This window comes from Stenotrophomonas rhizophila (assembly GCF_007667275.1).
GTDB lineage: Bacteria > Pseudomonadota > Gammaproteobacteria > Xanthomonadales > Xanthomonadaceae > Stenotrophomonas > Stenotrophomonas maltophilia_AE.
The window spans coordinates 68,399-87,131 of record NZ_VDQT01000004.1 but is presented as its reverse complement, the minus strand read 5'-3'; the positions used below and the strand labels follow the sequence as shown (position 1 = coordinate 87,131).

Annotated in this window: 19 protein-coding genes; 12 read left to right on the top strand and 7 right to left on the bottom strand. The window is 66.2% G+C overall.

Features of this window, described 5'->3' with window-relative positions; translation table 11 throughout:
- Window positions 1-151: 151 nt before the first annotated feature.
- Both FSZ13_RS13410 and FSZ13_RS13405 read left to right on the top strand, forming a co-directional pair.
- The gene (locus FSZ13_RS13410; protein ID WP_145480517.1) at window positions 152-1,162 is read left to right on the top strand and encodes a class 1 fructose-bisphosphatase; all 1,011 of its coding nucleotides are present in this window, start codon (window positions 152-154) and stop codon (window positions 1,160-1,162) included.
- Between the two features lie 95 nt (window positions 1,163-1,257).
- Complete coding sequence (locus FSZ13_RS13405; protein WP_145480514.1) at window positions 1,258-1,968, top strand: 2OG-Fe(II) oxygenase; 711 nt, start codon at window positions 1,258-1,260, stop codon at window positions 1,966-1,968.
- 10 nt (window positions 1,969-1,978) lie between these two features.
- Here the strand turns inward: FSZ13_RS13405 and FSZ13_RS13400 are convergent, their stop codons facing one another.
- On the bottom strand, window positions 1,979-2,359 hold the full coding sequence (locus FSZ13_RS13400; RefSeq protein WP_186308945.1) for a YfeK family protein: 381 nt from the start codon (window positions 2,357-2,359) through the stop codon (window positions 1,979-1,981).
- Window positions 2,360-2,535: 176 nt separating this feature from the next.
- Here FSZ13_RS13400 and FSZ13_RS13395 point away from each other — a divergent pair, with 176 nt between their 5' ends.
- Window positions 2,536-3,519 carry an aldo/keto reductase gene (locus tag FSZ13_RS13395; protein WP_145480512.1) on the top strand — a complete coding sequence of 328 codons (984 nt, stop codon included), beginning with the start codon at window positions 2,536-2,538 and terminating at the stop codon, window positions 3,517-3,519.
- Between the two features lie 43 nt (window positions 3,520-3,562).
- Here FSZ13_RS13395 and FSZ13_RS13390 read toward each other — a convergent pair whose 3' ends face one another.
- Window positions 3,563-4,297: a hypothetical protein gene (locus FSZ13_RS13390; RefSeq protein ID WP_145480510.1), complete on the bottom strand. Its 735-nt coding sequence runs from the start codon at window positions 4,295-4,297 to the stop codon at window positions 3,563-3,565.
- Between the two features lie 53 nt (window positions 4,298-4,350).
- Between FSZ13_RS13390 and FSZ13_RS13385 the strand changes: the two genes are divergently transcribed.
- The 6 genes from FSZ13_RS13385 (at window position 4,351) to FSZ13_RS13360 (ending at window position 8,305) form a co-directional block, all read left to right on the top strand.
- Complete coding sequence (locus FSZ13_RS13385; RefSeq protein ID WP_260844184.1) at window positions 4,351-5,091, top strand: DUF6622 family protein; 741 nt, start codon at window positions 4,351-4,353, stop codon at window positions 5,089-5,091.
- 71 nt (window positions 5,092-5,162) lie between these two features.
- On the top strand, window positions 5,163-5,570 hold the full coding sequence (locus tag FSZ13_RS13380; protein WP_145480508.1) for a GFA family protein: 408 nt from the start codon (window positions 5,163-5,165) through the stop codon (window positions 5,568-5,570).
- A 245-nt stretch (window positions 5,571-5,815) separates the two neighbouring features.
- On the top strand, window positions 5,816-6,115 hold the full coding sequence (locus FSZ13_RS13375) for a hypothetical protein (RefSeq protein ID WP_145480506.1): 300 nt from the start codon (window positions 5,816-5,818) through the stop codon (window positions 6,113-6,115).
- 102 nt (window positions 6,116-6,217) lie between these two features.
- A complete protein-coding gene (locus FSZ13_RS13370; protein WP_186308944.1) occupies window positions 6,218-7,681 on the top strand; it encodes a T6SS phospholipase effector Tle1-like catalytic domain-containing protein in 1,464 nt (487 codons plus the stop codon).
- A gap of 56 nt (window positions 7,682-7,737) precedes the next feature.
- Window positions 7,738-8,010 (top strand): hypothetical protein, encoded by a 273-nt coding sequence (locus FSZ13_RS13365; RefSeq protein WP_145480502.1) that lies wholly within the window; start codon window positions 7,738-7,740, stop codon window positions 8,008-8,010.
- Between the two features lie 64 nt (window positions 8,011-8,074).
- A complete protein-coding gene (locus FSZ13_RS13360) occupies window positions 8,075-8,305 on the top strand; it encodes a hypothetical protein (RefSeq protein ID WP_145480500.1) in 231 nt (76 codons plus the stop codon).
- Between the two features lie 41 nt (window positions 8,306-8,346).
- Here FSZ13_RS13360 and FSZ13_RS13355 read toward each other — a convergent pair whose 3' ends face one another.
- Together FSZ13_RS13355 and FSZ13_RS13350 are read right to left on the bottom strand one after the other, a co-directional pair.
- Entirely contained in the window at window positions 8,347-11,781 is a 3,435-nt protein-coding gene (locus FSZ13_RS13355) for a response regulator (RefSeq protein WP_222116618.1), read from the bottom strand.
- A gap of 64 nt (window positions 11,782-11,845) precedes the next feature.
- Window positions 11,846-13,051 (bottom strand): acyltransferase family protein, encoded by a 1,206-nt coding sequence (locus FSZ13_RS13350; protein WP_145480499.1) that lies wholly within the window; start codon window positions 13,049-13,051, stop codon window positions 11,846-11,848.
- Between the two features lie 155 nt (window positions 13,052-13,206).
- On the opposite strand from FSZ13_RS13350, the gene FSZ13_RS13345 reads away from it, so the two are divergent.
- On the top strand, window positions 13,207-14,079 hold the full coding sequence (locus tag FSZ13_RS13345; protein WP_145480497.1) for a LytTR family DNA-binding domain-containing protein: 873 nt from the start codon (window positions 13,207-13,209) through the stop codon (window positions 14,077-14,079).
- A gap of 6 nt (window positions 14,080-14,085) precedes the next feature.
- Here the strand turns inward: FSZ13_RS13345 and FSZ13_RS13340 are convergent, their stop codons facing one another.
- Together FSZ13_RS13340 and FSZ13_RS13335 are read right to left on the bottom strand one after the other, a co-directional pair.
- Window positions 14,086-14,436, bottom strand: a complete 351-nt coding sequence (locus FSZ13_RS13340) for a hypothetical protein (RefSeq protein ID WP_145480495.1) — start codon at window positions 14,434-14,436, stop codon at window positions 14,086-14,088.
- A gap of 37 nt (window positions 14,437-14,473) precedes the next feature.
- Window positions 14,474-15,928, bottom strand: a complete 1,455-nt coding sequence (locus FSZ13_RS13335; RefSeq protein WP_145480493.1) for a PLP-dependent aminotransferase family protein — start codon at window positions 15,926-15,928, stop codon at window positions 14,474-14,476.
- Between the two features lie 60 nt (window positions 15,929-15,988).
- Here FSZ13_RS13335 and FSZ13_RS18490 point away from each other — a divergent pair, with 60 nt between their 5' ends.
- Together FSZ13_RS18490 and FSZ13_RS13320 are read left to right on the top strand one after the other, a co-directional pair.
- Window positions 15,989-16,660 (top strand): YczE/YyaS/YitT family protein, encoded by a 672-nt coding sequence (locus FSZ13_RS18490; RefSeq protein WP_186308943.1) that lies wholly within the window; start codon window positions 15,989-15,991, stop codon window positions 16,658-16,660.
- 93 nt (window positions 16,661-16,753) lie between these two features.
- Entirely contained in the window at window positions 16,754-17,575 is an 822-nt protein-coding gene (locus FSZ13_RS13320; protein WP_145480489.1) for an urease accessory protein UreD, read from the top strand.
- Here the strand turns inward: FSZ13_RS13320 and FSZ13_RS13315 are convergent.
- Window positions 17,572-18,663 carry a PA0069 family radical SAM protein gene (locus tag FSZ13_RS13315; protein WP_145480487.1) on the bottom strand — a complete coding sequence of 364 codons (1,092 nt, stop codon included), beginning with the start codon at window positions 18,661-18,663 and terminating at the stop codon, window positions 17,572-17,574. The genes FSZ13_RS13320 and FSZ13_RS13315 overlap by 4 nt on opposite strands.
- Window positions 18,664-18,733: the final 70 nt, after the last annotated feature.

Below are 18,733 nucleotides of genomic sequence, written 5' to 3'. Positions count from 1 at the left end.
AAACCCTGGTGGCACACGACCGTTGGCCGTGTGACGACACAACGCGCCGCGCCGTTCGCACGCTGTAACCGCTTACGTGACCCGGCTGCCTCGTAATGCCCTGCCGGACGGGCCACAATACGGCCCCCGAAATGTCTTTGGCAGCCATTCCATGTCCCGTACGTCGCTTACCCGGTACCTCATCGAAGAGCAGCACGCCGGCCGCATCAACGCCGACCTGCGCCAGCTCATTGCAGTGGTGGGCCGCGCCTGCACCAACATTTCCATCGCGGTCAGCAAGGGCGCGCTGGGTGGCGTGCTCGGCGACGCCGGCACCGGCAACGTACAGGGCGAAGCCCAGAAGAAGCTCGACGTGATCAGCAATGAGATCCTGCTCGAAGCCAACGCCTGGGGTGGCCACCTGGCCGCCTGCGCCTCCGAGGAAATGGACCACTGCCAGCCGGTGCCGGACACCTACCCGCGTGGCGACTTCCTGCTGCTGTTCGATCCCCTGGACGGCAGCTCCAACATCGACGTGAACGTATCGGTCGGCACCATCTTCTCGGTGCTGCGCAGCCCCGCCGGCACCGAAGCGCCCACCGACGCCAGCTTCCTGCAGCCCGGCACCGCGCAGATCGCGGCCGGTTACTGCATCTATGGCCCCAGCACGCAGATGGTGCTCACCACCGGCCACGGTACCCACGCCTTCACCCTGGACCGCGAAACCGGCGAGTTCGTGCTCACCCAGCGCGGCATGCAGATTCCCGAAGACACCCAGGAATTCGCCATCAACATGTCCAACCAGCGCCACTGGGAAGCCCCCATGCAGGGCTACGTGCAGGACCTGCTGGCCGGCAAGGAAGGCGCGCGCGGCAAGAACTTCAACATGCGCTGGATCGCCAGCATGGTGGCCGACGTGCACCGCATCCTGACCCGCGGCGGCATCTTCATCTACCCGTGGGACAAGAAAGACCCCGGCAAGGCGGGCAAGCTGCGCCTGATGTACGAGGCCAACCCCATGGGCCTGCTGGTGGAACAGGCGGGCGGCGCCGCCACCACCGGCCGCGAGCGCATCCTCGACATCCAGCCCGACCACCTGCACCAGCGCGTGCCGGTGTTCCTCGGCTCCCGCAACGAAGTGGCCGAAGCCACCCGTTACCACCGCGAGCACGACGCACGTTGATCCACCGGATGTGACCCCGTTCGCATTAATGGCAACGGGGTGACACCCGCACCAACACCGGTCACCATCGGGCTGAAATGCCCACGGATGACCCCATGCCAGCCGACACCGCGCTCGACTTCATCGAAGTAATCCACAACGCCATCCCTGTTGAGACCTGCGCCGCCATACAGGCCCAGATGCGCGCCAGCGCACAGTTGAAGCCCGGCGAAGTAGGCAGCGGCGTGTTCCCGGAACTCAAGCACAGCAAGGATCTGCGCATAAGTGGGCGCCCCGAGTGGCGCCAGGTCGAAATCCAGCTGCAACAGGCAGTATTCAGCGGGGTTTTGACTTATCTACGCCGTTATCCACAGGCGCTGATCTCGCCGCTGATGTTGCAGGTTCAAGACAACGATGGACACGCCCGGCGCCTCGCGGCCGGGGACTTCCCCGGCATGGACGACGCCGCGCTCTCCGAACTGGCGCGTACCTGCCTGCGACCCGGCGCCATCAACCTGCAGTGGTATGCGGCGGGCGAGGGCGGTTACCCGTACTGGCACTGCGAGCTGTATCCGCGCGACCCGGCGGCGGAAACCCTGCACCGGCACCTGCTGTGGACGCTGTACCTGAATGACGACTTCGAAGCCGGGGAAACCGAGTTCCTGTTCCAGGAGCGGAAGATCGCGCCGCGTACCGGCAGCCTGTTGATTGCGCCCACCGCCTTCACCCACACGCACCGGGGCAACCGGCCGGAGGGCGGGGACAAGTTCATCGCGACGAGTTGGATCCTGTTCCAGAACGCGCAGTCGCTGTTCGGGGCCGGGTGACACGCGTCGGTCAGTTGGCGCTGCCACGCGTGCGCAGCGCCTGCAGTCGCGCGCCGAACCAGGATGCAGCAGTCAGTTCGGGCTGGCCCGGGCAGGCGATCCGGTAGGGCTGGCCGCTCATGCTGCTGCGGCTGGCGGCCCGCTCGATGAACTGCTCGGCGGTATCCACCTTGTCCTTCTTCAGCAGGTAATCGTACTTGCGCTGCAGGTGCGCACGCGCCTCGGCAGCGTCGTGCCAACTGCCGTTGCGCTGGAAGCGGCAGGACGAACCGTCGAGTGCGCCGATCAATGAGGCGATCTCGCGTCGGCCGGTCTCAGTGGGCGCGGCCATCACGTTGCCGGTAGCTGCAGCGAGCGCCAGCGTTGCGGCCAGGGTCAATCCAGTGTTCATCGAGGTGCGTCTGCCAGGGGTTGCCGGAATCGTAGCAAGTCGGTGCGACGTGGCCGCGGGTGCCTATCCACGTGGATTGATGCGCTCTACATATAAGCGATATTCCGTCATGCCTCTGCAAGCATGTCCGACCGAGGCGTAGATTGGCCATACTCCCCCCGCTTGCGAAGAACACCATGAACTACAGAACGTTGGGTACCCACGGCCCGACCGTGTCAGCACTTGGCCTGGGCTGCATGGGTCTGAGTTTCGGCTACGGCCCCGCCGTCACGCGCGAGCATGGCCTCGAGGTGATCCGCCGTGCCTACGACCTGGGCGTTACCTTCTTCGACACGGCCGAGGCGTATGCACAGGGCGCCAATGAAGTGCTGGTGGGCGAAGCGTTGGCTGCGGTGCGCGACAAGGTAGTCATTGCCACCAAGTTCGGCTTCACCGATGGCGACTCCACCAAGGGCGTGGACAGTCGCCCCGAGCGCATCCGGCAGGTCGCCGAAGCGTCGCTGCGCAACCTGGGCACCGACTACATCGATCTGTTCTACCAGCACCGCGTCGACCCGGCCGTACCGATGGAGGACGTTGCCGGCACCGTGCGTGACCTGATCGTCGAGGGCAAGGTGCGGCACTTCGGAATGTCCGAGGCAGGCGCCGCATCGCTGCGTCGCGCCCATGCCGTGCAGCCGGTAGCTGCATTGCAGAGCGAATACTCGCTGTGGTGGCGCGAGCCGGAGCGCGAGATCCTGCCGCTGTGCGAGGAGCTGGGCATTGGCTTCGTCCCGTTCAGTCCGTTGGGCAAGGGCTTCCTGACCGGCAGCATCACCGCCGATACCACCTTCGCCGACGGCGACTTCCGCAAGGTGGTGCCCCGATTCGAAGCAGACGCACGGCGTGCCAACCAGGCACTGGTGGACCGCATCACCGCCATTGCCCACGCGCGCGGCGCCACGTCGGCACAGGTCGCGCTGGCCTGGCTGCTTTCGCGCAGGCCGTGGATCGCACCGATTCCGGGCACCACCAAGCTGCACCGGCTGGAGGAAAACCTGGCGGCAGCCGAGCTGGTGCTGGATGCCGGCGAGTTGGCGCAGATCGAAGCCGTGCTGGCCGCTATCCAGGTGCAGGGCGAGCGCTACCCGGCGTCGATTGCGGCGCGGCAGGGGCGCTGATGCGCGGGGGTGTCGCAACGACCCTGTGGGACGGGGTCCGGCATCAGAGTTCCGGCTTCGCTCCCAGTGCATGGCCCAGGAATTCGTCGAAGCCTGGCCGCGGCTCCTCACCTGCTGCTGGATGCGCGGCGTTGAGGTCGCGCCACAGCTGTTCCTGCATGAGATCGGACTGAAAGCGCTGCGTACTGTCGAGCTGATGGGACAGCAGGTAGCGTTGTTCGAAGCCCGAGTGGTCGCCCGCCCTGGCCAGCAGCCCGTAGTAGGCGCTCGCCAGGGCGGGATCGTGGTATCCCTGCACCATCATGTGAATGTCGCCGGCGGTTTTGAGCGCGTACACCGATCCCTCGTTTGCCGACCTGCTCAACAGTGCCAGCACCTCAGCGCGCGGCGCGCCCGCCGCGGCCAACCGGTAGGCGTATATCGCCGTGGCGGGCTGATTGCCCCGTGCCGCCAGGGCCTGCAGTTCCTGCAGGGAGAGGCGACGCAGGTGATCTTCGACATCCGGTCCCGGATACCCCCTGGACTCCAGCCAGGCAGCGTCCGCTTCGCTGGCTGCGATGCCCGGCTTGGACGCATCCCAGCGGTATCCCCACTCCGACCTGGTAAACGGCGCTGCTGCAGCGCGCGGAGCGCTGCGAGTGGTCGGTGAAGAACCGGGTGGGGCAATTGCCGTTACCGGCGGTTCCTGGGCCGATGTGCGGTGCATGCTCGAGTACACGGCGTACCCGGCGGTTACCGCCAGCGCCGCCAGGGCGATGGCCCTTACCCCTCGCCACATTCCTCCATCCCGGTTTTCGCCACCGCCTGGCATCTCACCGGGAGTAGTCATGCATGCGCCTCATCCTGAGCAGCCGGGACGGCCAGGGCCGTCAGTGGTTGGATTCAATCATGCCCGGGTATCGCCTGCAATGGATCGAGCTCGACGCCTGCCTGGCCGCTTCCTGTACTCCCCGATGGCTGACAGCTGTCACTTGTTCCGGGCGGCCCCAACGCGAGAATTCAACCACGGCGCCGCGTCGGCGCCCCAACCCCGCCAAGGACGTCCCGATCATGTTGCAGCAGTTCGTTTCGCATACTCCCCTCTGGGTCTGGGCGCTTCTCATCTTCCTGGTCACCCGGGGCATTGCCGCCATGAAGCCGGGCGAGACCTCGCTTGCCAGGCTGGCCATCGTGCCGGCGCTGTTCGCCGCGTGGGGCATCTGGTCGATCACCCAGCGCTACGGCGCCTCGTGGATTGCGTGGGCGGAGTGGCTGGTTGGCATCGCTGCGGGCATGGGCCTTGGCTGGATGCTGCTGCGTCGCGCGACGCTGGCCATGAACCGCTCGACGGGAATGTTGTGGCGCAGCGCCGACTACAGCCTGCTGCCCCTGCTGCTGGTCACGTTCGCGGTGAAGTATGGCTTCGAATCCGCGCTGTCGGTCTCGCCGTCGCTCAGCGCCGATGCCGGCTTCAGCGCGGCCTACCTGCTTCTGTCTGGCGGCTTCACCGGTATCTTCATTGGCAAGTATTGCCGGTACCTGAGCGCTGCGCGCCGCGTGGCCGCGCCAGGAACGATGGGCGCTGCAGGCTGACCTGCACAGGCGCGACTGGTGCCGCGCAGGGGAGTCGGGTAGATTCCAGCGGACCCGTGGAGGCCTGAAAGATGATCAAGGAAGTTGGCGGCGTTCCCATCCAGTCCCGCCACCGCGCGACCTGCCACTGCGGCGCCGTCGAGCTCGAGCTTGAGCTGCCGGAGGGCATCGTCGATCCGCGCCGCTGCGACTGTTCCATCTGTCGTCGGAAGGCTGCGGTGGTCGCGTCGGTACCGCTCTCCGGTCTGCACGTCGTGAAAGGTGCGGACCAGCTCAAGCTTTACCAGTTCAACACCCACGCCGCGAAGCACTTCTTCTGCGGCACGTGCGGCATCTACACGCACCACCAGCGTCGTTCGAATCCAGGGCAGTACGGCTTCAACGTGGGCTGCCTGGAGGGTATCAATCCGTTCGCCATTGCGAACGTTCCCGTGGAAGATGGAGTGAACCATCCGGCGGACAGAGCCGCCTCATGGTGAATGCCTGGTTCGCAGTGCACTCTGGCGGGGTAGCGCACGATGCATGATGAATGCATGAGCCGTGAAGAATGGGTTGCTTCGATGCGTGCTCGCGCAGTGGATATCTGCACACCGTGCCTGCGTGCAGATCTGTAATCCAACGTTTCGCGGCTACAACGGAAGACCAAGCAGGGACAGGGCGCACGGGAACTTCGCGGCCAGCTTAACCAGGTTTTGCACATCGACGAATTTGAAGGAGGATCTCCTTGGCTGCAACCGTCATCAGCATCAGCGCAATCGGCACGCGTGGAAGTGCCGCAGGCAAGCTCTTCATGGCTCGCCCCGATGCAAGTGGCCGATATGTACTGAATCGGAAGCGGCCATCTTCCTCCGGCGCGCCAACCAACAGGGCGGTGAACAAAGTCTACGCCGTGACCTTGGATCAAGCCGTGGATCTCCTGTCGACCAATGACTACTTGGTCAATCTGGTATCAGAGGACGGCACTCGTGCGTTACGGGAGTTCAAGCGGGTACAGATCAAGCGTGCGGCACCAACGTCGGTTTGACTGCCGCGCTGGCCTTGACCGCGCTGACTGGTGGATTGATCTTTGGCATGGTTCCGAGGTGATCGGGGTAACCAATCCAGTCCCATGGAGGGGACAACGATGATGAGCATTCGCGCACTCGGTGAAAGGCGCATGTGGGCGCTGCTGGTTCTGGCGCTGGTGGCAGGTTGCGCTGCTCAACCCAGACCACTCTCACTGCGAAGTACCCAGGCAATCGTGGACGCCAGACTGTATGCCAAGCCATGGGACTTGGCCGCCGAGGTGGATGATCGACCCGCAAGGGTTTTGGTCGTTCTTTTCGATGGGACGCGAAACGACCGCGAACACATCCGGGACAGAGAGCGCCCTACGATCATCGCGCATATCCGCGAGCGACTGGAGCAGGACGGGCGGAGTGGTCCCGTTTTCCGTTACACGGCAGGACCTGGGACAGCGGGAACCACTCCAGTGCGTTGGCTGGATTCCGCCACCGGTGCATCGAGTGGTCCTCGTGCCGTTGAGGCCTGCCGGCGGGCCGTGGAGGACATACGGGCCGTCCGGAACCTGGAACCGGAGGCCGATGTCCGCATCCTGGTGGCAGGTTTCTCCAGAGGCGCTGCGTCGGCGCGCCATTTCTTGAACCTGATCGAACGCGACTGTGACAGCAGGCATCCTGCGCGGGATCCTGGCGTGCGTTCCTACGCCTTGTTGTTTGACACCGTGGCAACGGGACAGCGCGGTGACCTTTTGCTCGGCATCCCCGCCTCTACGGATCATGTATTGCACTTCGTCTCGCTCGATGAGCGTCGCATCTTCTTCCGTCCTGACCTCGATGCAGAGACCGAAGATGGGCGCATACGGACGATCCATCTCCCTGGTGTCCACAGTGATGTCGGCGACAGCTACCTTGAGGGCGTGGGAGGCGAGGTCAGGTTCTACGTCGATGCCTTGCTGTATGGAATGGGCTTGACCGGCACTGACGCCCTCTCGGTGCCGGAGGATTTCAGCCTGCAGGGTAGCAACGACTCGCGCTGGCTGTTCGACAGGTTCATGGGCGTACCCGCTGCGCTTTCGCCAAAAGATCGTGGCCGACGACCGATCCACACAGATGCCACGGCAATGACGGCGGAACGGCTGGTCGAGTGGCATGGTCGCCATGCGGCCATGGGTCAAGCCAGGTATCTGAGCTTCTATGGGCGCAAGGATGTGCACCGCCCCGCTTTCCAGATCCGCCGAAGTGGGGCTGACTTCGAGCTTGAGGCAATCGGATTGAACGTCCTGCCCGGACCGGTGCGTTGGAGCCGCTCGGACATGTTCCTACACCCGAGCATTACAGCATGCGGCAGCAAGCTTGTTCTCCGCTACACAGTGGCTGGTGGATCGCCGCACATTTTCCTGCTCCCGGACAGCATTACCAAGCGACTTCGTTCCCAAACCGAAGCCCGACTCGAGATGGGTGTGGTCTCGCGAAGTACCGGCGATCAGCTGTGGTGGATGGTTGACGACAAGGATGCAGGAAAGGTGGGCATGAGTGGAGGCCAGCTCTCCTCACCCGCTGCCGCGCGCGTCAGGTGCCCGCCGGCATAGGCTGGCGGGCCGGTCCTCGGCTACGATACGGTTCAAGCAACCAGGAGGCGGGGCAGATGGACAAGACACAGGCCGAAGCGGTTTCCGAAGCCATCCTGGAACCTCATCTCCGCGATCAGGATGCAAGGATGGTGCGGATGCGCGAAAAGCGCGCTGCGGCTGAAGTGCTGATGAAGCGCAAGCGCATGGCCGCCGGGTTTGCGTTGGTGGGAATGGCCATTGGATTGGCGATCTCGCACTTCAGCGGCTTCCGCTTCACCGATGGTGCCATATGGGGCGGACTTGCCGGCGCCACGCTTTCGCTGCTGGTCAGACCGCGCACGGCGTGACCGGGTTGGAAGCGGCGCCGTCGATGGCAGGATGTCAACTTGTCGTACAACCCAAAGGAGAAGCATGAAAAAGGTATTTCAAGGTCTTGCGGCACTTTCGGCTCTGGTCCCCTGCGTCGCTGCAGCGGATGCCGATTCCTACAGTGCGGGCTACAAGCTCGGCTTTTTCGTCGGCCAGCTGGTGCGCACCTACGGGGTTTACATTGCTGCAGCTGCCCTGCTTGCCGTGGTTGCCTGGCTGTGGCTGCGCAGCCGCAAGCCCCACGCCATCGGCACCGCCGGAAAGGGTGACTGACCTGCCAGTCCACGCGCCGCCACACGGCGGCGCGTTGCGGGTCATGCCATCAGCCACACACGGATCAGCGACACCAGCTTGTCCACGTCGAGCGGCTTGGCGATGTAATCGTTGGCACCGGCCTGGATGCACTGCTGCTGGTCGTCGGGCATGGCCTTGGCGGTGAGCGCGATGATCGGCAGCTTGCCGAAGCGTCCGTCCTGGCGGATCTCGCGCGTGGCGGTCAAGCCATCCTTGACCGGCATCATGATGTCCATCAGCACCAGTTCGATCGGCGCCGGGCCATCCACCGCCGCGGTCAACGCATCAATGGCGTCCTGTCCGTTGCGCGCGATGGATACCTTGCACCCGTGCGGCTCCAGCACATTCATCAAGGCGTAGATGTTGCGCACATCGTCCTCGACGACCAGCACGCGACGTCCTTCCAGTGCGGTGTCGCGATGCTGAGCGGTACGGATCATGCCCTGCTGCGATTCCGGCAGGTCACTGACCACCTTGTGCAGGAACAGGGTGACCTCGTCGAGCAGGCGCTCGGGCGAACGGGCGCCCTTGATGATGATCGAGCTGGAATAGCGCCCCAGCCGCACTTCCTCGGCCGGCGACAGCACCCGGCCGGTGTAGACGATGACCGGCGGCAGCGCGTGCAGGCTCTTTTCGGTGAGCAGTTCCAGCAGCTCGAAACCGGAGGCGTCGGGGAGCGTCAGGTCCAGCACCATGCAGTCGAAGCTGTGCTGCTCCAGCACCTGCAGGCATTCCGATGCCGAGCGCGCGCCAATGGTCTCCACGTCGGCCACCGCGAGCAGTTCGCGCACGGCGTCCAGCTGCACGGCGTCGTCTTCCACCACCAGCACCCGGCGCGGGCGTTGCGAGAGGCGACGTTCCAGCGAATCGAGCACGCCGGCGAGTTCCTCGCGGGTGGCGGGCTTGCCGAGGTAGCCCACCGCGCCCAGCGACAGTGCCTTGTGCGAATGGTCCGTGGCCGAGACCACGTGGATGGGAATGTGGCGGGTGCGCATGTCGTGCTTGAGCACGTCCAGCACCGACAACCCCGACTGGTCCGGCAGGCCGATGTCCAGCACGATGGCGTGCGGGGGTTCCGCGCGCGCCGCGGCCAGCGCTTCGCCGGCGGTCTGCGCCACCTTGGCGCGGAAGCCCATCTCATGCGCGAGGTCGCTGACAATCTCGCCGAAGGCGACGTCATCCTCGATGATCAGGATCAGGCCTCGCCCGCTGCTGCCCGGCTTGTTGCCTGCGTCACCTGCAGCGCGCGTGTTCACCAGCGCTGGGCGGACGTCCGCACGCTTTGCGCGCGGGGGTGCCACCGGCGCTGCGGCGACCGGCGGCGCCGGCGGCTCCTGCGTCGCCAGCTTCGTCGCGACCACCAGGCGGAAACAGCTGCCCTTGCCAGGCTCGCTTTCCACGGTGATGTCGCCGCCGAGCAGGCGCGCCAACTCCTGCGAAATGGACAGCCCCAGGCCGGTACCGCCGTAGCGCCGGCTGATCGAACCATCGGCCTGCTGGAAGGCTTCGAAAATGCGCGCCTGCTGTTCCGGGGCGATGCCGATGCCGGTGTCGCGCACGGCGAACACCACCTTGCCATCGCGCGTAGCCGACGCCGAGACGGCCACGCTGCCGGCCTCGGTGAACTTCAGCGCGTTGGACAGCAGGTTCTTGAGGATCTGTTCGATGCGCTGGCGATCGGATTCAATCATCGCCGGGCAGTCGGCGCTCATGGAGACCTCCAGCGACAGGCCCTTTTCGCTGGCGACCGGACCGAGCAGTGCCGAGATGTCCGACAGCAGCTTTTCCACCCCGAAGCGCTCGGCATGCACTTCGATGTGGCCGGCCTCGATCTTGGAGAGGTCGAGGATTTCGTTGATGAGGTTGAGCAGGTCGGTGCCGGAGGCATGGATGGTCCGCGCGAACTTCACCTGTTCCGCGCTGAGGTTGCCGTCGCGGTTGTCGCCCAGCAGCTTGGAAAGGATCAACGCCGAGTTGAGCGGCGTGCGCAGTTCGTGCGACATGTTGGCCAGGAACTCGGATTTGTACTGGCTGGCGCGCTGCACCTTGTGCGATTCGGCCACGATGCCGGCATTGGCGCGGGCGAGTTTGTCGCGCTCCTCTTCCAGCTGCTGCGACTGCTCGAACAACTGGCTGTTGGTCTGCTCCAGCTCGGCCTGCTGCTCTTCGAGCTCATGCTGGGAGGCACGCAGCGCGCGGCTCTGTTCTTCCAGCTCTTCGTTGGAGACGCGCAGTTCCTCGCTCTGCACCTGCAGCGTTTCCGACTGGCGCTGGGTCTGGGCCAGCAGTTCGGACAGGCGCGACCGGTAGGCGGCCGAGCGCAGCGCGACGGCCATGTCGGCCGAGGCAAGTTCGAGCAGTTCGATCACCTCGGCGGGCACCGTGCCGAAGAAGCCCAGCTCGATGACGCCGGTCACTTCGCCTTCGTGCAGGCTGGGTGCGATGACCAGGTGACGTGGCTGCGCCTGTCCAAGGCCGGAGCCGACCGTGAAGTAGCCCGGCGGCACATCGTTGACGAGCAGCACGCGCTTCTCGTCCACGGCGCGCCCGAGCAGGCCGCCGACCAGCGGCTGGCCACTGCTGGCGGTGTCTTCCGGCGACGTGGCGGTGCCCACCGCACCGATCTGCTGGAAGCCCAGGGCGCCGGGCACGAACAGCTTGCCGGCCTGGGCGCCGGTGAAACCGGCGAGGAAGCCAAGGCTGGCGCGCGCAAGCGAGGCCCCGTCCAGATCGCCGCCGGTCGCGGTGGCCAGCTCCAGGCGTCCGCGCTGCAACCAGGCGTCGCGTTCGCGCGCGCGGGTGTGGCGGCGAAGCAGGAAGGCGATGAAGATGGTCAGCAGGGTCCCCAGCACCGCGCTGGCTGCCCCCGAGCTCAGCGCCGTGGCGTATGCCGACTCCATTTCCGCAAGACGCTGGGCGCGCTTGTCGAGCTCGATGGCACGCATGGCCGCCAGGCGCGCACGGATATCGTCCATTGCGGCCTTGCCGCTGTTGGAACTGACCACGGCCAGCGCGGCGTCGAAGCCCTGGGTGCGCCGCAGCTCGATGGTGGCATGCAGCTCATCCAGCTTGTCCTGGACCCGGCGCGCCAACAGCTTGAGCCTGTCGCCCTGCGCGGGGTCGTCGGCCAGGCTGCGCTGCATGGCGTCCAGCCGCGTGCTGGCGACCGCCAGCGCGGTCCGATACGGTTCCAGGTAGCTTTCGTCCCCGGTCAGCAGGTAGCCACGCTGCCCGGTCTCGGCGTCCTGCACGGCCGAGAGCACATCGCCCATGGCATTCATCGTCTCCTGCGAGCGGATGACCAGGGCACTGCCTTGCTGGATCGTGCGGATGTTCTTGCCGGCCAGGAAGCCGCTGCCCAGGAAGAACAGCATGACTGCCACCAGCGGCCACAACATGCGGAAGGTGGCGCCGGTATCCCGGGTGGCGGGGCGAGGTTGGGACCTGGAGGGCATGGGCGGACAAGTGGATGGACGTAACCGCGCAGGCTAGCATGCCGGCGCGGCCAGAGCGCCGCTCCTACGTAGTGCCGCGGGTGGCGGGCAGGACAGGGGTCGCGACCCCGCCCACCTTCAACCCGAACAACGGCCGCAGCCAAGCGACCCGGCGGATGCCTTCATACCCCAGGAAGGCCAGCGCGAAGGTGATCGCCACCAGCAACGGGCCCTCGGCCAACGGTGGAATGCCCAGCGGCTGCAGGTTGTGCGCCGCCACCACGATGATCGTCTGGTGCAGGATGTAGACCGGGAACACGGCGGGCACCAGATAGCGCAGCGCGCGGTTGTTGCCCGGGTTCCAGTGCCGAGCAAAACCCAGCACCGCCGCGATGGCGCACCACTGGTTCAGGCCCCACACCGCGCGCATGGCCATGCGCAGCGCCGAGGGCGGCTCCGCTTCGGCGTAGCTGACGAAGTACACGATGATCCCGGCCCAGCTGGCCAGCCACAGCACCAGCGCCGGCCAGCGCAGGTGGGCCAGGGCATCCCAGAACCTGTCGGCGCGCGCCAGCAGGAAGCCCAGCAGGAACACGGCGAAGTACTGGGCGTGGTTGTACCAGTCGTCCACCAGCGCATGGGTCGATTCGAAACGCGCGGACAGGGTCACCCGCAGCAGCGCCAGCAGCAGCGCAGGCCAGACCAGTGCGCCCAGGCCGGAAAGCGCATGCTCCACGCCGCGTCCAAGCGCCTGCAGAGGCCGCGGCCCCAGGCACCACAGCAGCCAGATCACCACCGTGTACACCCACAGGTAGGCCACGAACCACAGGTGGTTCCAGGTGGGCACGCGCAGGCAGCCGTCGGCATCGCAGAAGCCCTCGTAACCGGAAAGGTACTGGCCCCAGAAGGTCAGGTAGCCGTGGTGATACCCGCCGGGCAGCTGCTCCACGACTTCGTAGTAGGACTGGGGCGTGACCACCACCACCATGCCGAACACCAGCGGCACCAGCAGGGTCCAGGAACGGGTGCCGAGCAGCCGCAGCCGGCTGCCGCCCGCGTCGGGACGCGTTTGGATCCGGCTGAACATGAAGGCGGTGGCCGCGCCGGACACCAGGAACAGCAGGGACAGCCGCCAGGGCGCGGTCAGCACCATGAAGGGTTCCAGTGCGTGGCTGGCATGCGGGCTTTTTACATGCCAGTCCCAGGTCACGTAGTACATGCCCACGTGGTACAGCACGAGCACGCCAAAGGCGCACACGCGCACCCAGTCCAGGTCGTATCGGCGTTGCATGGTGCGCTCCAGTCATCAGGGAACACCACCCTGCGGCCCGGCACCGGGGGCTGCCAGCGCGAAGGGTCGGCCCGCCGGGAGCGAGGGACGAACCGCGGGCCCATGGGGACGAGCGGGAATGGTGCGGCACCCGCGCCGCCTCCTACACTTGCGCGATGACCGACCCCGACCCGATGCCCTACGAACGTTATCTCCCGTGGCGGCGCTGGGTGGAGTGGGGCTTCTGGGTGCTGCTGGTGGGCACCAACCTCCTCGGCAACAGCATCACCACGGTGATCGACCTGCGCCGGCTCAATGCCGGCTTCGAGACCTGGAAGCCGGTGGTGTGGGAGTCGAGCAGCGCGGTGGTGTGGCTGCTGCTGCTGATCCCCTTCCTGGCCTGGTACACGCGCCGGTTCCCGCTGCTCTGGGACAACTGGCGGCGGCGCCTGCTGCAGTACCTTCCGGTGAGCATGGCGGTCTGCGTGGTCCACGTGGCTGCCATGGTGGCGCTGCGGATGCTGGCGTACCGGGCGGTCGGACAGGAATATGACTTCGGGCCTTGGCCACGCGAGCTGTTCTACGAGTACCTCAAGGACGTCCGCAGCGTCATCTCCATCGTGTTGGTGATGGAGGGCTACCGGTTCGTGATGCGGCGCTGGCAGGGCGAAGTCAGCCTGCTGAGTGCTCCCGACCAGGGCCCGCCGGTGGAGCCGGTGGAGCGGCCGGAGCGCTTCCTGGTGCGCAAGCTGGGCCGGGAGTTCCTGATTGCCGCCAGCGACATCGAATGGGTGCAGGCGGCCGGAAACTACGTGAACCTGCGCGTGCGTGGCCACGACTATCCGCTGCGCAGCACCCTGGCCGGGGTGGAAACCCGGCTGGATCCGCAACGCTTCGTACGCATCCACCGCAGCTATATGGTGGCCTTGCCGCATATCGCCTCGATCGAGCCGCTGGACACCGGCGACGCGAAGGTCCACCTGCGCGACGGCACGGCGCTGCCCTGCAGCCGGAAGTACCGGCAGGAGCTGCGGGAAATTGCGGGCTGAGCGGGGCTACAGCTTGCCGGCCGCTTTGTAGCGCGCGGCGCCCTGTTCGACCAGGCGCTGCAATTCGACCAGGAGCGAGGGATCGACAGCCTCGAAGTTGAAGCACGACTTCCCCTGCATGCGCTTCCTGAGTTCTGGACTGATGTCGACCAGCAGCTCGGGGAAGTCGTAGATGGGCATGAAGTGGAAGACGAGTTTGCGCCCGGATAGTTTCACCGCACCGAAGAACTGTGCTTTGCCTTTGGCATCAGACCTCTGGCAGTTGGCATAGAAGTGATGTTCCTCGTCGTGCACGATCTGAAGGCTTCCGCTGTACACCCGCAGGATGTCGCGTAGCGAAGAAAACAGGGCTGGCAAGGTGACCTCCTGAGGCGAATCCGCTGGATTGGGCGGGCTAAAGAATAACCACCCTCGCGCCTTCCCTGCGGGCGGACGGCCGCGCCGGCGCCTTGGACCACACCTCGGCGATGCGTCGCACCGCTGCGCGCAGGTCTTCCTCCGGCCGCACGTAGGGAATGCGCAGCCATTGGTCGCCGCCGCCTTCGACGCTGAACATCGGGCCGGGCGGAACATGGACGCCGGCCGCTTCCAGCTGGGCCGCGAACCGGGTGGCGCTGGTGCCGGCCGGCAGCTGCAGCCACAACGTCATGCCGCCCTGCGGCAGCCGGAAACGCCAGTCCGGCAGGTGCTCGGCGATCGCGTCGGCCAACGCATCGCGGCGCTGGCGCAGCTGGGTGCGGCGTGCCGCCAGCAGTGCCGGATCCTGCAGCAGTTCGGTCACCACCAGCTGGTCGAACAGGGCGGTGCCAAGGTCCAGCTGCAGGCGGGCCTTGATCAGCGTGTCCATCATTCCCTGCGGTGCGCGGATCCAGCCCACGCGCAGGCCACTCCAGTACAGCTTGGACACGCTGCCCAGGGTGACGGCGTCCGGCGCATGCGCGGCGAACGGCAGCGGCATGGGGACGTCGGTCAGCGACAGCGCCTGCAGCGATTCGTCGACCACCGGCACCGTGCGCGTGGCCCGCAGCTCCGCCGCATAGCGTGCGCGCTGCTCGTCGCGCATCAGGAAGCCGGTGGGGTTCTGGTAGTCGGGGATGAGGTAGGCCAGGTGCGGTCGGGTCTGGGTGAGCGTGGCGGCAATGCCGTCCAGATCCCAACCTTCCTCGCCCAGCGCATCGCCCATGGGCGACGCCACCAGTCGCGCGCCGCCGATGCGCAGCGCTTCGATGACATTCGGGTACACCGGCGATTCGATCATCACCCTGTCGCCGGGCCGCGAGAGCGCGCGCGCCACCACGGCCGTGGCGGCCAATGCGCCCGAGGTCACCATGATCTGGTCGGGGTCGGTGGGCAGGCCGCGTTGCGCGAACTGCTCCGCGATCAGGGCGCGCAGGACCGGCAGGCCGGTGGGGCGGTAGCCATCGCTGCCGAGGTAGCCCGGCAGCCGCTCCATGGCACGCGCATACGCGGCATCGAGCCCGGCGATGGCGGTGGTGGAAGCGCAGGTAAGGTCGATGCTGCCGTCAGGGTCGTGCGGGCTGGCGAACGAGCGCAGTGCGTGGTCGTGCGCGCGGCGGCGGTCGGCCGGCACCGCCGCGAAGGTGCCGGCACCATGGCGGGTGCTGGCGAAACCGGCAGCGACCAGGTCGGCATAGGCGCGCGTGACCGTGTTGCGCGACACTCCGAGCTGCTGCGAGACGGCGCGCTCGCTGGGCAGGCGCGCATCGAGCGGAATACGACCGTCGCCGATGAGTTCCTGCAGGACCTGGCGCAGTCCGCGATAGGCGGGGCTGCGGGGAAACTGGCCAACCAGAGTGGCCAGGTGCTGGGGCGTAAGCGCGCGATTCATGGAGCCACTATGGCTGAAATGGCTCTACGTGGAAGTGCCAGTGGATCGGATACTGGCCCCATGAACCTGAATACTTCTCCGTCGGCACTGACCAATCTGGGACCACTTGCGCAGCTGCGCGCGGGCCGCCTGCCCGAGCGGCTGCTGCGCCTGCTGGTCGGGCTGTGGCTGTACGGCTTCTCGAATGCGCTGTTGATGTACAGCACGCTGGGCGGCTCGCCGTGGGTCGTGTTCCATGAGGGCGCGGCTCGGCACCTGCCGCTGTCGCTGGGCACCATCATGGTCCTGGTGGCGCTGGTGGTCCTGCTGCTGTGGATTCCGCTGCGGCAGATGCCGGGGCTTGGCACGCTGGCCAATACCCTTTTGCTGGGTCCGTTCACCGACCTCAACCTGCAGCTGTTGGCTGTCCCTGAAACGCTCGCGCTGCGCTGGGTCTACCTGGTCGGTGGCGTGGTGGTCTGTGCCATTGCCACGGCGCTGTATGTCGGCGCCCAGTTGGGACCCGGCCCACGCGATGGCCTGATGACGGGCATTGCCCGCCGCGCGGGAGGGTCGATCCAGCGCGTGCGTACCTGCATCGAACTGGTGGTGCTGGCGCTGGGCATTGCATTGGGCGGCGTCGCCGGCGTCGGCACGGTGGTATTCGCGCTGGGCGTTGGACCCATCACCCAGTTCTTCATGCGCTACCTGGTGCTGCGACTTGATGTGGCGCCGGCCGTGCGCAACACCTGAGGTCTTTCACCTGGGTTGAACACGCCGCTGCCCAATGTGGTTGCAGAGGCGCTTTCAATGCGTCGTTGCCCTGCAGTTCCCAGGGAGATGGTGATGGCTGCGAACGGTTGGCGTGGAAGCCTGGCGCTGTGGTTCGAGCACCAGGACGGCAGGACCCGGCTCATGCGACGTCGGCATGTTGGGCCGCCGGCTGCGCAGCGCACGTTCTATCCGGAAAACGACGGGTCGGCGCGTGTGCATCTGCTGCACCCTTCCCGTGGCTGCCAGCTGGAGATCGACTGCCACCTGGCAGCACGTGCGCAGGCCGTCCTCACTACGTCCGGCCCGATCAGGATACTCCGCAGTCGACAGCGACCCAGCGAGCAGCTGCTGCGGGTGCATGTGGCGGAAGGCGCGCTCTGCGAGTACGTTCCCGCGGAGACCATCGTTCATCCCGGTGCCGAAGGCTCGATGCGAACCCGCGCGGAACTTGCCGCCGACGCCGTCTACATCGGCTGGGACATGGTCACGTTCGCCCGGCCCGCTGCGAATGAGTACGCGGGCGCGGGAACGTTCCGGCAGAGCGTGGAGATCGTGCGCGAGGGCGAGCAGATCTGGTTCGAACGCTGCTGCATTTCAGGGCCGGAGTGGGCCCAGGGTGCACCGTTCGGCGTGGCCGGCGAGCCGATCATCGGCACCCTGGTGTACGCCGGACCGACCCTCGCCGCGGCGGCAGCGCGCATTCGAGAAAGGGTTGGCGAGGAGATGCGGCACGCATTCTCCGTCAGCGAGCTGGAGCGCGTGGTGGTGTGCCGTTACCTCGGCGACCAGATGTCGCAGGCGAAATCATTGTTCGGCAGTGCGTGGAATGCCCTGCGCGAAAGTGGGCTGCATCACGGCGCGGTGTTGCATCGTGGCGGGCGTGCCATCGACTAGAACAACGAACCCTGCGGCGAATCCTCGCGCGGAGGCAGGGGCCGCACGAACTTCGTGCAGTCCAGCTTCGGCCAGTGGCTGTTCTGCGCGTCGAAACCCAGCCGCCTGCGCGCCAGTTTGAAACGATTGGACAGCAGGTCCGCGTACACGCCTTCGCCACGCATGCGGGTACCGAACTCGCTGTTGTAGTCCTTGCCGCCGCGCAGCTGGTTGATGGTGCTCATCACATGCGCGGCGCGATCGGGATGGTGGGTGTCGAGCCAGTCGCGGAACAGTGGCGCCACTTCCAGCGGCAGCCGCAGCAGCACGTAGCCGGCCGTGCTTGCGCCGGCATCGCGCGCGGCTTCAAGCACGGCTTCCAGCTCGGCGTCGTTGATCCAGGGAATGACCGGGGCCACCATCACGCCCACCGGAATGCCGGCGTCGTGCAGCCGGCGCATGGCACGCAGGCGCGCGTGCGGTGCGGAGGCGCGCGGTTCCAGGCGGGCAGACAGGTGCGGGTCCAGCGAGGTCACCGAGAAGTGCACGCTGACCAGGTTCTTTTCCGCGAGCGGGGCGAGCAGGTCGATGTCGCGCTCCACCAGCGCGTTCTTGGTGATCAGCGAGAACGGGTGCTGGGTTTCCAGCATCACCTCGATCAACTGCCGGGTCAGTTTCAGCTTGCGCTCGATCGGCTGGTAGGCATCGGTATTGATGCCCAGTGCAATCGGCTGTGGGGCGTAGGACGGCCGCGACAGCTCCCTGCGCAGCAGCTGCGGCGCGTTGGTCTTGGCGAACAGTTTGGTTTCGAAGTCCAGTCCGGGAGAAAGATTCAGGAACGCGTGCGAGGGGCGGGCAAAGCAGTAAGAGCAGCCGTGTTCGCAGCCCCGGTATGGATTGACCGACTGGCTGAAGCCCACGTCGGGCGATTTGTTGCGGCTGATGATGCTGCGCGCCGTTTCCGCACGGACTTCGGTACGCAGGCGCGGTGCGGCGAATTCTTCGCTGTTCTCCGGCTCCCAGCCGTCGTCCATGGCTTCGCTGACGGTGACCTCGAAACGGCCTGCCAGGTGCGTGGTGGAGCCGCGGCCTTTGATTGCGATACCCATGTTGCTACAGGGTAGGCAGCAGGCGTCTCATCGGCTGAGACGGCGCGAAAGAGGCGGCGAGGGGGAACCG